General features: G+C 39.5%; 14 protein-coding genes and 1 pseudogene. 8 read left to right on the top strand and 7 right to left on the bottom strand.

Translation table 11 applies throughout. From position 1 onward, the window contains the following. From CWB77_RS12735 to nth, 5 genes and pseudogenes are all read left to right on the top strand, one after another. Positions 1–250: pseudogene (locus tag CWB77_RS12735) on the top strand (electron transport complex subunit RsxC); the annotation flags it as partial. Next, positions 247–1305, top strand: a complete 1059-nt coding sequence (rsxD, locus tag CWB77_RS12730; protein ID WP_008115238.1) for an electron transport complex subunit RsxD — start codon at positions 247–249, stop codon at positions 1303–1305. The pseudogene CWB77_RS12735 and the gene rsxD, both read left to right, overlap by 4 nt. Next, on the top strand, positions 1302–1940 hold the full coding sequence (rsxG, locus tag CWB77_RS12725; protein WP_138623011.1) for an electron transport complex subunit RsxG: 639 nt from the start codon (positions 1302–1304) through the stop codon (positions 1938–1940). Before rsxD ends, rsxG begins: the two co-directional genes overlap by 4 nt. After that, a complete protein-coding gene (locus CWB77_RS12720) occupies positions 1937–2635 on the top strand; it encodes an electron transport complex subunit E (RefSeq protein WP_010388435.1) in 699 nt (232 codons plus the stop codon). The genes rsxG and CWB77_RS12720 overlap by 4 nt, the downstream gene beginning before the upstream one ends. Before the next feature lie 45 nt (positions 2636–2680). Beyond that, positions 2681–3343 carry an endonuclease III gene (gene nth / locus CWB77_RS12715; RefSeq protein WP_076923040.1) on the top strand — a complete coding sequence of 221 codons (663 nt, stop codon included), beginning with the start codon at positions 2681–2683 and terminating at the stop codon, positions 3341–3343. Between the two features lie 363 nt (positions 3344–3706). Here the strand turns inward: nth and CWB77_RS18620 are convergent, their stop codons facing one another. The 7 genes from CWB77_RS18620 to CWB77_RS12680 form a co-directional block, all read right to left on the bottom strand. Beyond that, complete coding sequence (locus CWB77_RS18620) at positions 3707–3922, bottom strand: GDCCVxC domain-containing (seleno)protein (protein WP_138623009.1); 216 nt, start codon at positions 3920–3922, stop codon at positions 3707–3709. After that, complete coding sequence (gene merC / locus CWB77_RS12705; protein ID WP_010557531.1) at positions 3910–4299, bottom strand: organomercurial transporter MerC; 390 nt, start codon at positions 4297–4299, stop codon at positions 3910–3912. Before merC ends, CWB77_RS18620 begins: the two co-directional genes overlap by 13 nt. 65 nt (positions 4300–4364) lie before the next feature. Beyond that, complete coding sequence (locus CWB77_RS12700; RefSeq protein WP_010557530.1) at positions 4365–4742, bottom strand: MerR family transcriptional regulator; 378 nt, start codon at positions 4740–4742, stop codon at positions 4365–4367. Between the two features lie 394 nt (positions 4743–5136). Further along, positions 5137–8337, bottom strand: a complete 3201-nt coding sequence (locus CWB77_RS12695) for an efflux RND transporter permease subunit (protein WP_004588883.1) — start codon at positions 8335–8337, stop codon at positions 5137–5139. Between the two features lie 11 nt (positions 8338–8348). After that, positions 8349–9605 (bottom strand): efflux RND transporter periplasmic adaptor subunit, encoded by a 1257-nt coding sequence (locus CWB77_RS12690; protein WP_010388432.1) that lies wholly within the window; start codon positions 9603–9605, stop codon positions 8349–8351. Between the two features lie 64 nt (positions 9606–9669). After that, positions 9670–10887, bottom strand: a complete 1218-nt coding sequence (locus CWB77_RS12685; protein ID WP_010557529.1) for a TolC family protein — start codon at positions 10885–10887, stop codon at positions 9670–9672. Between the two features lie 81 nt (positions 10888–10968). Continuing rightward, positions 10969–11328, bottom strand: coding sequence for a hypothetical protein (locus tag CWB77_RS12680; RefSeq protein ID WP_227006932.1), 360 nt, complete (start codon positions 11326–11328; stop codon positions 10969–10971). A 156-nt stretch (positions 11329–11484) separates the two neighbouring features. Here CWB77_RS12680 and CWB77_RS12675 point away from each other — a divergent pair, with 156 nt between their 5' ends. The 3 genes from CWB77_RS12675 to CWB77_RS12665 all read left to right on the top strand — a co-directional run bounded on the left by CWB77_RS12675 (position 11485) and on the right by CWB77_RS12665 (position 14132). Further along, entirely contained in the window at positions 11485–12384 is a 900-nt protein-coding gene (locus CWB77_RS12675; RefSeq protein WP_002962256.1) for a cation efflux transmembrane domain-containing protein, read from the top strand. 61 nt (positions 12385–12445) lie between these two features. Further along, the gene (locus tag CWB77_RS12670; protein WP_024598538.1) at positions 12446–12766 is read left to right on the top strand and encodes a hypothetical protein; all 321 of its coding nucleotides are present in this window, start codon (positions 12446–12448) and stop codon (positions 12764–12766) included. Between the two features lie 73 nt (positions 12767–12839). Further along, on the top strand, positions 12840–14132 hold the full coding sequence (locus CWB77_RS12665; RefSeq protein ID WP_002962255.1) for a TolC family protein: 1293 nt from the start codon (positions 12840–12842) through the stop codon (positions 14130–14132). Positions 14133–14138: the final 6 nt, after the last annotated feature.

Below are 14138 nucleotides of genomic sequence, written 5' to 3'. Positions count from 1 at the left end.
GGAATCACCTGTCGCTGCCGATGATAAAAAAGCTGCCGTGGCAGCCGCTATTGCCCGCGCTAAAGCTAAAAAAGCAGCGCAAGCTGATGAATTAGCAAAACAAAGTGAAAACACTGAGCCACAAAGCAACGATGAATCTTCACAAGCTTCACAGCAAACAGCTCAAGAAAAAAAGAAAGCCGCCGTAGCCGCCGCTATTGCTCGCGCTAAAGCTAAAAAGCAACAAAAAGAAGGAAACGATCAGTCATGAAACTAACCATGGCCAGTTCACCCCACAATCATAGTCACAAATCTGTGACACGGTTAATGTTAACTGTGATTGCGGCTTGTATTCCTGGTGTTATTGCGCAAGTTGTATTTTTTGGCACCGGTGTCCTTATCCAATTATTATTAGCGTTAGTGTGTGTAAGCGCGTTTGAAGCAGCCGTGATGTTAATGCGTAAGCGCCCTATTTGGCCTGCATTAAGCGATGGCAGTGCATGGCTTACCGGTGTGTTATTGGCAATAAGTATTCCGCCTTTAGCGCCTTGGTGGATTATTGTTATAGGGTGTTTGTTTGCCATAGTTATTGTTAAACAGCTATATGGTGGTTTAGGGTTTAATTTATTTAACCCTGCAATGGCAGCCTATGTGCTTTTATTAGTGTCGTTCCCTGTGCAAATGACTGCTTGGTTACCCGTTACAGAATTACTTAATACGGGTATTACTTTTAGCCAGCAGTTAAGCTTAATCTTTAGCGACTTTACCACGTTAGGATACAGCTTAGATCAGCTCCGAGTAGGAATAGACGGTAGCACAATGGCTACCCCACTTGATACCTTAAAAACAGATATTGCTCACGGACTAACGGTGACAGAGAGCATGCAAAAGAGCGTATTTAATGAGTGGACTGGCCTAGGTTGGGGATGGGTTAACTTAGCCTTCTTACTCGGCGGCCTTTACCTGTTAAAAACAAAAGTAATTAACTGGCATATACCAGTGAGTTTTATTGCAAGCTTAAGCTTATGCGCAGCAATTGGTTATATTGCCTCGCCAGGTACAGAGCCGGGTGTAGTGTTTCACTTGTTTAGTGGTGCGACTATGCTGGGGGCCTTTTTTATCGCCACCGATCCTGTATCAGCTGCAACCACCAATCGAGGTCGCCTTATTTATGGTGCAGCAATTGGTTTAATTGTGTATTTAATTCGCACCTTTGGTGGTTTTCCTGATGCAGTTGCATTTGGGGTGTTGCTAATAAACATAGCGGTACCGCTTATCGATTACTATACACAACCAAGAACCTATGGCCATGGAGCAGTAAAATGATTATTTCTTCAATGGTAAAAAATGGCGCAATATTGTGTGGGTTTGCGTTACTAACAACTGGACTCGTTGCCACAATTAATACACTTACCGCTGATAAAATTGCAGAGCAAGAGCAGTTGCAATTAACTAATCAGCTTCAAGAAGTATTGCCACATTCCAAATACAGCAATGAGCTATCGCAAGATTGTGTAATTATATCTGATCCATTACTAGGGCCATACGACAACCAAGTTATTTATCGTGCCCGAAAAGATAACGAACCTGTGGCATTAGTCATTCGTCATGTCACCCCTAGCGGCTACAGTGGTGATATAAACTTACTCAGTGCAGTATATCGCGATGGTAGCGTTGCGGGTGTAAGGGTAACCAAACATGAAGAAACGCCAGGTTTAGGTGATAAAGTTGAAGTAAAAAAATCAGACTGGATCACCACATTTAATGCAAAAACAGTACAAAGCGAAAGTGACGATCGTTGGGCCGTTAAAAAAGATGGCGGTCAGTTTGATCAGTTTACTGGCGCAACCATTACGCCTCGCGCTGTAGTTGGCTCAGTTAAAAACGCCGTAGTGTATGCACAAAATAACTTTGATGATCTTTTTGCAGCAGCGAATGCTTGCCCTGAGGTAACACCATGAGCGAATTAAAAACCCTTTACAAAGAAGGCTTATGGGGAAATAACCCCGCCTTGGTACAGTTATTAGGTTTATGCCCTTTACTGGCTGTTACCTCTACAATTACTAATGCGCTAGGTTTAGGCTTAGCAACCTTATTGGTATTAGTGGGCTCTAATATTACTGTATCAATAGTGCGTAACTGGGTACCTAAAGATATTAGAATACCTGTGTTTGTGATGATTATTGCCGGTTTTGTAACAATTGTGCAGCTGTTAATGAACGCTTACACTTTTGGCCTTTACCAATCTTTAGGGATTTTCATCCCGTTAATTGTAACCAACTGCGCCATTATTGGCCGTGCAGAAGCGTTTGCCTCAAAAAATCCAGTGCACTTATCCGCCTTTGATGGCTTGATGATGGGCTTAGGCTTTATGTTGGTTCTGGTTGTACTTGGCGCTATGCGAGAGCTGGTTGGACAAGGCACATTATTTGATGGTGCCGATTTATTACTCGGGCCTTGGGCTGCTATATTGCGCATTGAGGTGTTTAGCTTTGATAGCCAGTTTTTACTGGCCATTTTACCACCGGGCGCATTCTTAGGGCTTGGTCTGCTGATTGCCGCTAAAAATGTCATTGATGCACAAATAAAATCAAAACAAGTCGCACCGCCAGAAGCTGAAAAAGGCCCTCGAGCGCGTGTTACTAGCTTAACTTAAGGGGAAAACGCATTAACTTAATAAAGCTAATGCGTTTTAAGTTACATGAATAAAGAAAAACGTCACCAAATACTTACTCGCTTACGCGACGACAATCCACATCCTGAAACGGAGCTTGAATATTCAAGCCCATTTGAGTTGTTAGTTGCCGTTACGCTCTCAGCACAAGCCACCGATGTTGGGGTAAATAAAGCCACTCGTAAATTATTTCCGGTTGCTAATACGCCACAAGCCATTTTAGATATTGGCCACGACACACTGCGTGATTACATAAAAACCATCGGCTTATTTAATTCCAAAGCTGCGAACGTATACAAAATGTGCCAAATATTGGTAGATCAGCATAACGGTGAAGTGCCTGAAAATCGTGAAGCCCTAGAAGCCCTCCCTGGCGTTGGCCGTAAAACTGCTAACGTAGTATTAAATACGGCCTTCGGCTGGCTAAAGGATAATGAAGGTAGATACTTTTTAGCAGTAGATACTCACATCCAACGTCTTGCAAACCGTTCGGGTTACGCTAAAGGTAAAACTGTTGAGCAGACAGAACAGGCCATAATTAAAAATACGCCAAATAAAAAAGAGTTTATGTTTAACCTCCATCATTGGTTTATTTTACATGGGCGCTATACGTGTACAGCGAGAAAACCAAAATGTGGAAGCTGTATAATCGAGGATTTGTGTGACTATAAAGAGAAAACTGAGTCATAGCTAAGAGTAGTTACTTTTTAGTTAGTATAAACCTTTTAACAGCCACATTTTTTAGTTTCCATTTAATAAGTTGGCTATTTGGTTCTCATATGAGCCTTTATTAGGCCAGCACCAGTTAAATTGAAAATTTGCGTTAACTTAAGAATAATTTGAATTTAAGCAAGGTGTTGCAATTAGATTATGATTTATTAATTAGAGCCCAGCTTAAACCTAAAATTTAAATACAGAATTCATTGGAAGCTATTTCTGGTTTGTGCCAAAAGCAGCCCTTGAGTGACTTAGTGATAAAGGCTGCAATGATACGATTGCTGACATTTCACTATTTCTTTTTATGCCTTCTCATTGCCATTAATAGACTGTCATTTAGCTATCGCAACAACTTTGACCTTCTTGAATTGGCGGGCATTTCACTGTTCCATAAGAGCAATATACGCAACAATCGCCTTTCAAAGGCTTTAGGAGAACTTTGCAAGATTCACATTCATAATACCACTGGCAAGCGTTGGTTGGCATTTCTTCAGTTTTACTGAAGCCACACTCAGGGCAAGTAATGGTAGAATTTGACTCTATACTTTGCATGTTTGCTCCTTCAAAGGTTTAACAATGTTAAATACGGACATTACAATCATCAAACAAATACCTACATAAAACAAATAAGTGCTCCATTCGTATTGCCATAGTGGATAGAGGGTTAACAAAACCGCTATAGGGCCAATAACCCCAAGAATACCTCTCGCATGATTTTGGTTTTTATACCAGTTATACAAATTTACCAACAATGCCAGAGTTGCAAATATAGGTAACAAGGTATTTACAGCAATTCCCTCAAAGTGAGAGAGAAAGCCTAATCCTAATGCTGATGCTAACGAGCCGAGTGCGGGGAAGCACCCCGTACAACTAAGAGCCGCAAGCCAAACACCACCTGAGCTAACTTTATCTAAAATCTTATTAATCATTTTTAACGTCTAACATTATTTGAATGATTTGAGTATGAACTCCGTAGGTAGGTACGGAGTCAATACTATTTTAGCGAATCGATTATTGGGCAGTGGGATTGATCGTTATTGTTGCGGCATGAATTAGTCATTTCTTTTATGACGACTTCTAAGCGTTGAAGGTCAGCTATCTTATTTTGAATTACGTTCAATTTCAGCAAGCCTAGGGATTCTACTTTGGCACAATCGCCATCCATTGACATCAATGAAGCCACTTCTTTTAGAGTAAAGCCAAGTGCTTTGGCCTTACAGATGAATTGTAATTGTTTGGTGATTGAGTCGTCATAGACACGATAACCATTTTGAGGTTTTTGAGGCTGTTTTATCAAGCCTTCCCGCTCATAAAACCGTATAGTTTCTACGCCTATATCAAGTTCTTTAGCCAACTTGCCTATTGTTTTCATCGTCCAACCATAAAATCAACTTTAATCATGACATTAGTATATCAATACGAAGTAAAATTGCTCGAACTACAATGACTGGTTTTCGCTCTTTTGAGGCATTCGCCTCAACACGTTTTGGGGCAAAGGTGAGTTATATTGATAAATCGTCGATGGACATAAATGAGTTAGAGCCGAAGGACGGCTCTGTGCCATAAGCCGACCTTGAGACACATAAAGATTAAGACTGCAAAGATACGAAAGCGGAAGTTAGCTTTGGCCTGTTTAACGACAAATATTCCGACAAAGCAGTCATGACTATTAGTTTATTGTTAAATCTAATCTTTCTTTTCGTTCATCTACTCAATAACCCCACGCTAAACGTGACTTTAGCGTGGGGTTAGAGTTCACAGTCATTTTATCTGGATAGCTCTTTTATTTTTTTCTCTGAAAACCAGCGATATAAAACAGGTAAAACAAATAATGTTAACAGTGTTGCAGTTACCAAGCCGCCAACAATAACACTCGCTAAGGGGCGCTGTATTTCTGCACCAACACCATTAGACATTAACATCGGTATCAAACCTAAAGCTGATGTTATAGCAGTCATAAGTACAGGTCTTAATCTTGAAGTAGCGCCTTCAAAAACGGCTTTAGATGCTTCTAGACCGTCTTTAATACGTTGGTTGATACTTTCTACCATAACGACCCCATTCAATACCGCTACACCAAATAAGGTAATAAAGCCAACGGAGCTTGGTACAGACAAGTATTGTCCAGATAAATATAAGGAGAAAACTCCGCCAATTACAGCAAGCGGCACGTTGACCAATATCAGCATAGCTTGACCAACAGAACCAAAGGCAAAGTAAAGTAGTAGTGCGATTAGTGCTAACGATAAAGGTACAACTATAGCTAACCTATTTTGAGCACGTTTTTGACTTTCGAACTGGCCGCCAATCGAAACAGAATAACCTGAAGGTAAGTCAACCTTTTCAGCAATTACCGTTCTGATATCGGCAACCACGCTTCCCATATCTCGATTTTGTACATTTGCTTGGATAACGACTCTTCGTTGTACATCATCGCGTCTAACTTGTGGTGGGCCTGACTCAAATGAGACTGAGGCTACGTCACCCAGTCGCACCCAAGCACCAGTAGGTGATTGAAGCCGAATATCAGCAATAGCTTCTTTGTTACTTCGGTACTCTTCCTCTATGCGAACGTAAATATCATAACGTTCATTACCATTGATTATTTGTCCGGCTTCAACACCACCAATACCATCACGCACAACCTCCATTATGTCACTCACAGACAATCCAAAGCGCGATAGTTCTTGCCTGTTAGGACTTATCACCAATTGCGCTTCACCAGCAATTTGCTCCAATGCAACATCCCTTGCACCTTCAATGTTTTTAATTGCTGTTTCTATTTCTTGACCTTTAGCCGCCAGTACCTCAAGTTCAGGCCCAAACAACTTTATCGCCAACTGAGCCTTAACACCAGATAGTAGCTCATCGACACGAGTCGCAATAGGTTGAGAAAAGTTGAGTAGCAACCCAGGGAATTCTTCTAAAGATCTCTCCATTTTTCCTTGAAGTTCATATCGATTAGATGCACTGGTCCACTCAGAAACAGGCTTCAACCCTATGTAAATTTCGATGTTATTCACAGGCTCTGGGTCTCCACCTATTTCTGCTCGACCAATTCGGCTTAATGCATAGGTTACTTCAGGGAAAGCCATTAGTTTTTCTTCTAGAATTGGTGCCACAGTGAGCGCGGTATCTAAACTGGAAGAAGGTGCAAGCGTTGCTCTTAAGTTTATCGTCCCTTCTTCTAACTCAGGTACAAATTCAGTACCAATTAATGGAACTAATGCAAAGGCAGAGAAAACTAATATAAGTGCGGCTGAAATGACTAATTTGGTGCGTTTTAGTGCGAATGTAAGCCCTTTTCTGTAGAGTTTGTCTAATGGCCTAAGAACAAAGCTTTCCCTCTCTTTTACACCTGACTTAAATAAATAAGTAGCTAAAGCGGGTACAACAAACAACGCAACCACAATAGCAGATATAACAGCTAAAATGATGCTTATTGCCATAGGTTGAAATAACTTTGCCTCAACACCTTCAAAGCTAAATAAAGGCGTAAATACGACTAAAATAATAGAAGCTGCAAAAAATACGGGACGAGCCACTTCTTTACCCGCATTTTGAAGACGTAACTTAATACCATGCTCATCTTGTTCTACATCATGTGGATCAGTATCAGCACTAGGCACTCTTTCTTTTACAGTTTTTAAATGGGTAGAGTCTGGTCTATTTAAATGCTTAAACATGTTTTCAACCATCACGACTGAACCATCAACTAGCATACCAATGGCTACGGCAATGCCACCCAATGACATAAGGTTTGCAGAAATGCCCCACCAAGCCATGATCATTAACGCGATACCAATTGAAATTGGAATAGATATTAGGACAAGGAAGGTTGCACGTATATTCATTAAAAATAGTGCTAATACAATACAGATGAAAATAAATGCTAGTAATAGTGCATCAACTACTGTATCAACGGCTTTTTCAATCAAATCAGCCTGATCATAAAATGGTTCAAAGCGAACACCTTTAGGCAATGCTTGATTAATTAATGGGATTCTTGCATTGATACCATCAATGGTGGCTTTAGTATTAGACCCCATGCGTTTTAAGACAATGCCAGAGACAACTTCACCTAAATTTTCGACTTTACCGTCTTCGGTTTTGCGCGTCATTGTGACAGCACCTTGACGAATTTCACTGCCCATTTCAACTTTAGCAATATCCGAAACCGTCACAACTGTCCCATCAACTGTTTTGACGGGAACTTGTTTGATATTACTAATACCAGCGTCACCACTTTCAAACCAACCTGCACCTCTAATAACAAGCTGCTCTTGCCCACGGTTCATATACCATCCGCCAACATTGGCATTGTTGTTATCTAGGGCACCAACAACGTCTTCTTGCGTTAGGTTATAAGAAAGAAGCTTAGATGGATCTACATTTACTTGGTACTGCCTAACAATACCTCCAAAGGAGAGTACATCAGTAACACCATCGACAGGCATAACGAGTAATTTTACTACCCAATCATTGAGACTCCTGAGTGCCATAGCATCATAGCCTGCATCTTTATCTGAAATAAGAAGGTACTGAAATACTTGGCCTAGCCCTGAGGTGTTTGGCCCCATTTCGGGTGTGCCGACACCTTCTGGTATCAGTTCTTTTGCGGCTTGAAGACGCTCAAATACAAGTTGTCTTGCAAAGTAAATGTCGGTGCCTTCTTTGAAAACAACCGTGACGCCAGACAAGCCTGTTTTAGAAATTGAGCGCACTTGTTCTACATCAGGTAAGGCATACATGACCGCTTCAATGGGGTACGTAATGAGTTGTTCAACTTCTTCAGCAGCTAGTCCTGGCGCTTCAGTATTTACAGCAACTTGAACATTAGTAACATCAGGAAAGGCATCTAAATTTAGTTTTGGTATAACCATAATTGCGCCGACAATTGTGGCAAACAGCGCAATCAAAATCAGGAGTCTATTATTAACAGACCAATCTATTATTTTATTAAACATAGTCTTGCTCCTTAGTGGTTATGCGGATCAAATCCGCCTTTAGCGATTTCAGAAGCAACAAAAAATGCGCCTTTGGTTACAATTCGCGTCCCACTATCAAGGCCAATGATTTCCCTAAAATCACCTAAGGCTCGGCCTAGTTCTACTTCTACAGCTTTAAATTCTCCAGGGTGGTCTTCGACAAATACGGTCCAATCACCATCTGCGCTGCGGATCAATGCTTCTTCTGGCACAGCCATCACTTTCTGCTTTGTGGCAAACTGAAAGTAAACTTTTACAAACATACCTGAATGAAGGTTATCATCAGCATTCTGTACCCCCAATCTAATAATTCTTGTACGAGTTACGGGATCAATTGTATGGGCTTCTTGGATAACTTTGGCATTGTAACTCTGGCCTTCTAATTTAAGTACCGCAGGAGAATCAATTGATAAATTTAGCTTTTTATTTGGAGAAACTTTTGCTTCAACCCATAGTTGTTTTTCATCAGCTAACAACATGACTGAATCCCCAGCATCAACACGTTGCCCTTGGATAAAGTCGTCTTGAAGCACGACACCTTCACGGTGCGCCGTTAATGCATATTGCCCAAATGCTTTAATGTCTTTGTTAGAAATACCATTTATTGCTTTTTCAGTTAACCCTAAAGCAATGAGCTTGCCATAGCTCGCATTGTATGTTGTTTCAGCTTGTAATAATCGACTTTCACTCACCGTCTTATTACCCAGCTTTTTTACACGTTGCCATTCGGTTGAAGCGATTAAATAGTCAGCTTGTGCTTGTGCCATTGCTTCACTAAATAATGTAACTAACTTCTGACCTATTTCTACATACTCGCCAAGCGCTGCATGGCGACTGATAATGACTGACTCTGTACGTGGTGATACCACATAACTTTTATAGCCATTAGCTTTTATTTCGCCAGGTGCATATACGGAGCTAAATTGATATTCAGGCTTAACACTTTCCACTTTAATTTTAGCAAGCGACATCTTCTTTGGATCAATAGTGATACCTTCTTCATGTTCTTCTTCTCCCTCTTTATTACCACCTTCATGGCCGTGCTCGTCATGGTCACCTTTATCTTCTTCATGTCCCTTTTCGTGTTCATGCTCATCTTGATGTTCTTTTTCTTCTTGTTTCGAAACGTTTGTGACAGAACCAGTTCCATCTGACGACTGTGCAAAAGCATCATGATTTGTAGTGAACCCAACTAACAGGCTGCTAATTACTACGGCTAAAAATTTTTTACTAATTACTGTATTCATTTTTGTAACCTATATTTTTAATAAATTTAAGATTTCGTTTTTCGCTACTGAAAAAACAAAGCGCTCAAATATCAAATTTGGATAACTGACCCATACTTAAAATGAAGGATATTTCTGCAAGCTTGAATTGATTTTCCAAACGTATTCCTGCATGAAGCCCTTCCGCACGTTGATTTAATGCAAGTAAGTAGTCAGAAGTATTAATATCACCAGCTTGCCAGCGCTTATTTAATAAGTTTTCGCTGCTATCTAATCTGCCTTTTGTCAGTTTTTGCCATTGCTCATAATATTTTCTACTGACATTAAGCGATTCATAATTAGCTTTTGCTTCAAAAGACTGCTTTCGATATACCGACTGAAAATTCGCCTCGGCTGCAATGGCTTCTGAATAAGCGGCTTTAACATTATCTGTATAGTTATTTCTGATGTTTAAAGGCATTGAAAAAGTCACACCAACCAAGTCTTCATCTCCACTTTTCCCTGCGCTAACGCCAATGGTTGGATTAGCTTTAGATTCCATAGTGGTTAGTTGAGCTTTAGATTGTTGTCCCTTCCATTTCGCTCTAGCAAGTTTAACTTTTGGATGTTCCTCAACCCACTGGGAGTTAAATGAGTAGCTTGTTGCTCCAAAAGTAAATGAAAACAAATTGGTAGTATTAGGCGTCCAATCAGGCAATAACTCCTGAACCTTTACCTCTGCATTTTTCAAAGCAATTTGAGACTCAGATATTTCACTAAAAATTTGCGACAAGTTTAAATAGACTAGCTCAGCGTCAAGTGGCTCTAGAAGTCCAGCTTTTCGTTTGTCTTCAACAATTCCAACGAGCGTTTGCAATTGCTCTTCTCTTTCTGAAAGTAACTGAGCAGCTTTTTTTGCTGCTTGCCAATTAACTAATGCAGTTAAGGCATTAGCCTTTTTAGAATCGAGTAGAGATAACAATTGTTGCTGGTTTGCATAAACATCAATTTCACCAATGGTTTTATTTGTTGATTGCTTATCCCAAAAATCTATCGTTTGACTGATACCAATAGAGTAATTATCAAAATCACCTTCTTTTTCATAGCTTGCTTCAAGCTCTGGGTTATATACGGCTTGAGTTAAGCTTTTGGCTCTATGATTACTTGCATTAAGTAACTCTTTAGCCGCAACAACTTCGGGATCTTTATTTATTTGACTATCTAGCCATGAAATACTTTTCTGTTTGCCATAAGTGGCAACTGAAAAACTCACAGCCATGCATAAAGACAGGGTTAAACCTGTATTTTTTAAAAATATATACATAAAACTTCTTAATTTTTTAATTTATAAACACGAACCCTTTATCCTTCTCATGGACAAATAGGTCATTAAAAATCAATCTAATTAAGAAATGGGTGGGCGAAGTATCGCTTCAAGGTAAGTATTTGTTTGATCAATTTGATAAGGCGTTTTATTGATAATGTTTAGTTTGCCCGTGGTATTTGAATTACTGACTAAAATCCAAGATAAGTGGCTGCCACTGCAATGACCGCAGTGATGACAATCTTTTTCATTATGCTGCTCATCACCTACATTATCATTTGAGACATTTCGATCATCTGCATGATCATGTTGAGTTTGAAGGTGCTCTATATCTATTTGGTGATTCTCAGATGTTGAGGATGCTACAGCAGTTAACGATTGTAAAACAATCGAAATAACCAAGAGCATTTTTAGTACAACATTAAGGTTCAAAGTTATCACCAGTTAAATATAGTATTTAAAATACTAGCAGAAACTATTTTCTTAAACTAGCTTTTCAATTCAGTTTCCACGCTTTTACATTAAATAATTTTTTATTTGACTCTATAGCCACTATAGATTTTATACTTATTTTAATATTATTACGGAGTGTTAAATATGTCAGAAAAATGTAGTGGTCAGTGTCAATCATCTTCTACCAATGAAGATGTAAAAATTGATACACAATTAGATAACTATAGTGGCGCGTTTGTCAGTACATTTAAAGTACCTCAAATGGACTGTCCTTCAGAAGAGAGATTGATTAGGTTAGCACTTGACTCAATTGAGCCTTCAGTTGGGTTGCAATTTGATATTCCTAGCCGTTTAGTCAAGGTTTTTCATGATGAAAATTTAGATGAGATAACAAAAAAATTACAACAACTCAATCTCGGTGCAGAGTTGGCATCAACTAAAGAAAGTTGCAGCACCGAAGCTGCAAAAGCAAAAGATCTAGCCCAAAAAAATGAGATGAAAGAAGCATCAACGCTAAAATGGTTGTTAGCCATTAATGGAGTCATGTTTTTTATAGAAGTAATTGCTGGGATTATTGCGCAATCTGCTGGCCTTATTGCCGACTCATTAGATATGTTTGCTGATGCTGCTGTTTATGGTTTAGCTATATATGCTGTCGGTAAAAGCATAAGCATGAAACTTAGAGCGGCACATATATCTGGTGTACTTCAAATTATTCTAGCGCTAGGTGCTTTGAGTGAAGTCGTAAGACGCTTTATTTACGGTAGTGAACCTATCTCTTCTTTAATGATGATATTTGGTGGAATAGCACTAATCGCTAACATTGCTTGTCTGTTTTTAATATTTGGCAACAAAGAAGACGGCGCTCATATGAAAGCGAGTTGGATTTTTTCCGCAAATGACGTAATCGCAAACGTAGGTGTAATCTTAGCTGGCTTATTAGTTACAGTAACTAGCAGCCGTTATCCAGATTTAGTGATTGGTTTGATTATTGCTGTTGTCGTTTTAAACGGTGCTCGCCGCATCTTACAGCTAAAGTCTTAAGTAGAAAGTAGTTAAAAGAATGCACCCGTCATATTTTAAACCATATATATCATACGTGATAATGATTTTAATCGCGGTGCAGTCTGTGTTTTTTTCGCAAGAAGAGATTGAAGGAAACTTAATTGAAAGTTCTTTTAATATATCACTAACTGAGTCTATTACCCCGCTAAAAGCTCCTGAAAGCTCTAATTTATTTGAGGAGGGTAATAGCCAAACTTTAATTGATAATTGTAATTTTTGTTGCTGCTGTCAGTTATTTTTAAATACAGATTCTTCTTGTAATATTTTACAAGCAATAGAATATTTCCCTACCTACGCCTTAGTTTCCCCTGAGCTAAAAGGCTATATCTCGGTGCCATTCCGCCCACCTAAATACGCCTAAATTTTATAGAAAATTAAGAAAGGTCAAATGTTAATGACCTAAATATCACATATAAATTTATAGGAAAGTATACATGGCACTTAATACCTGTGTGCATCGCAAGATAGCAATTTTAAGGTGTGTAACACCTCGGCTTAAATATATCGCGTTTCTCGCTTTGTCACTTTTTACATTTAATGTTTATGCCTTTGAGAAGCAGTTAAACCTTCAAGAGGCAATTCAGTGGACGCTTAAACAAAATCCAGAACTTAAAATATTTGATTTCAAGCAAACGGCATTAATTGGACGAGAACAAATCGCAAGTTTAAATCCTGCTTATGAACTAGAGCTTGAAGCTGAGAACTTTGCAGGCTCAGGTGAATTTAATACATTCGACAGTGCTGAATTAACAGTCGCTCTATCTTCGGTTATCGAAATGGGAGATAAACGCTCAGCGCGGATTGGAATTGTTTCAAAATCAAGAACACTACTCACTGCTGAAAAAGAAGTCTCTGCGCTTAATTTAATGGCTCAAGTCACTGAGAAGTACGTGGAAGTACTTGCAGCCCAACAAAGAGTTATATTGGCAGAAAATGCTTTGAGCTTAGCACAAGAAACCTTAGAGATTGTATCTCAGCGTAACCGCGCAGGTGCTACTCCTGAGGCTGAAGTGAAACGCTCAAAAGCAGTTATTGCTCAGGCTAACCTCACCCTTCAATCTGAACAAAAGCGCTTGGAATATCTAAAGCTTTCTTTATCAGCTTACTGGGGAGAAACATCAGTGTCATTCTCTAGAGTAACTGGAGATCTGTTTCAGTTTGGCAATGATAGTGATTTTAGTAGTCTCTTTGCGAAATTAGAGAAAAACCCTGCTATTCAAGTTTATGCAAGTGAGCAGCGACTAAAAGAGGCCGAGTTACAGTTGGCTAAAACAGAGTCAACGGCCAATATCAAATGGTCTGTTGGTGTTAGGCGCTCTCAAGAAGCCAATGATACGGCACTGGTCGCTGGCTTTAGCTTACCTTTGTTTGCTGAAAAGCGAAATTCTGGCGCAATCGCTAGTGCGCTAGCAGAGCGTGACCAAGTTGCCATAGAGAAAGAGGCGACTAAGTTAAGATTTAGAAATCACTTACTACGAGCATACTCCAATAGAAAACAAGCCATATTAACAGCTAATTCATTAAAGCAGTCGGTTATCCCAATGCTTGAAGATGCACTGGAAGATACTCAAGACGCCTATCAAAAAGGTCGATATGGATATCTTGATTATGTATCGGCTAGACAAGAGCTGTTAAATGCTCGGCGAACCCTTATTGACGCGGCATCTGCTGCCCTAATTTATGGCGCAGAGATAGAAAAACTAACAAACGAAGCGCTGTCACTCTAAATAAAC

The organism is Pseudoalteromonas sp. S1610, from assembly GCF_005887465.1.
Classification (GTDB): domain Bacteria; phylum Pseudomonadota; class Gammaproteobacteria; order Enterobacterales; family Alteromonadaceae; genus Pseudoalteromonas; species Pseudoalteromonas undina.
This window is presented reverse-complemented; position numbering and strand designations above follow the sequence as displayed.

Excerpts from the sequence above, each read along its gene's own strand:
- rsxD (WP_008115238.1), top strand. The coding sequence starts at position 247 with ATGAAACTAACCATGGCCAGTTCACCCCACAATCATAGTCACAAATCT.
- rsxG (WP_138623011.1), top strand. The coding sequence starts at position 1,302 with ATGATTATTTCTTCAATGGTAAAAAATGGCGCAATATTGTGTGGGTTT.
- CWB77_RS12720 (WP_010388435.1), top strand. The coding sequence starts at position 1,937 with ATGAGCGAATTAAAAACCCTTTACAAAGAAGGCTTATGGGGAAATAAC.
- nth (WP_076923040.1), top strand. The coding sequence starts at position 2,681 with ATGAATAAAGAAAAACGTCACCAAATACTTACTCGCTTACGCGACGAC.
- CWB77_RS18620 (WP_138623009.1), bottom strand. The coding sequence starts at position 3,922 with ATGCAAAGTATAGAGTCAAATTCTACCATTACTTGCCCTGAGTGTGGC.
- merC (WP_010557531.1), bottom strand. The coding sequence starts at position 4,299 with ATGATTAATAAGATTTTAGATAAAGTTAGCTCAGGTGGTGTTTGGCTT.
- CWB77_RS12700 (WP_010557530.1), bottom strand. The coding sequence starts at position 4,742 with ATGAAAACAATAGGCAAGTTGGCTAAAGAACTTGATATAGGCGTAGAA.
- CWB77_RS12695 (WP_004588883.1), bottom strand. The coding sequence starts at position 8,337 with ATGTTTAATAAAATAATAGATTGGTCTGTTAATAATAGACTCCTGATT.
- CWB77_RS12690 (WP_010388432.1), bottom strand. The coding sequence starts at position 9,605 with ATGAATACAGTAATTAGTAAAAAATTTTTAGCCGTAGTAATTAGCAGC.
- CWB77_RS12685 (WP_010557529.1), bottom strand. The coding sequence starts at position 10,887 with ATGTATATATTTTTAAAAAATACAGGTTTAACCCTGTCTTTATGCATG.
- CWB77_RS12675 (WP_002962256.1), top strand. The coding sequence starts at position 11,485 with ATGTCAGAAAAATGTAGTGGTCAGTGTCAATCATCTTCTACCAATGAA.
- CWB77_RS12670 (WP_024598538.1), top strand. The coding sequence starts at position 12,446 with ATGATTTTAATCGCGGTGCAGTCTGTGTTTTTTTCGCAAGAAGAGATT.
- CWB77_RS12665 (WP_002962255.1), top strand. The coding sequence starts at position 12,840 with ATGGCACTTAATACCTGTGTGCATCGCAAGATAGCAATTTTAAGGTGT.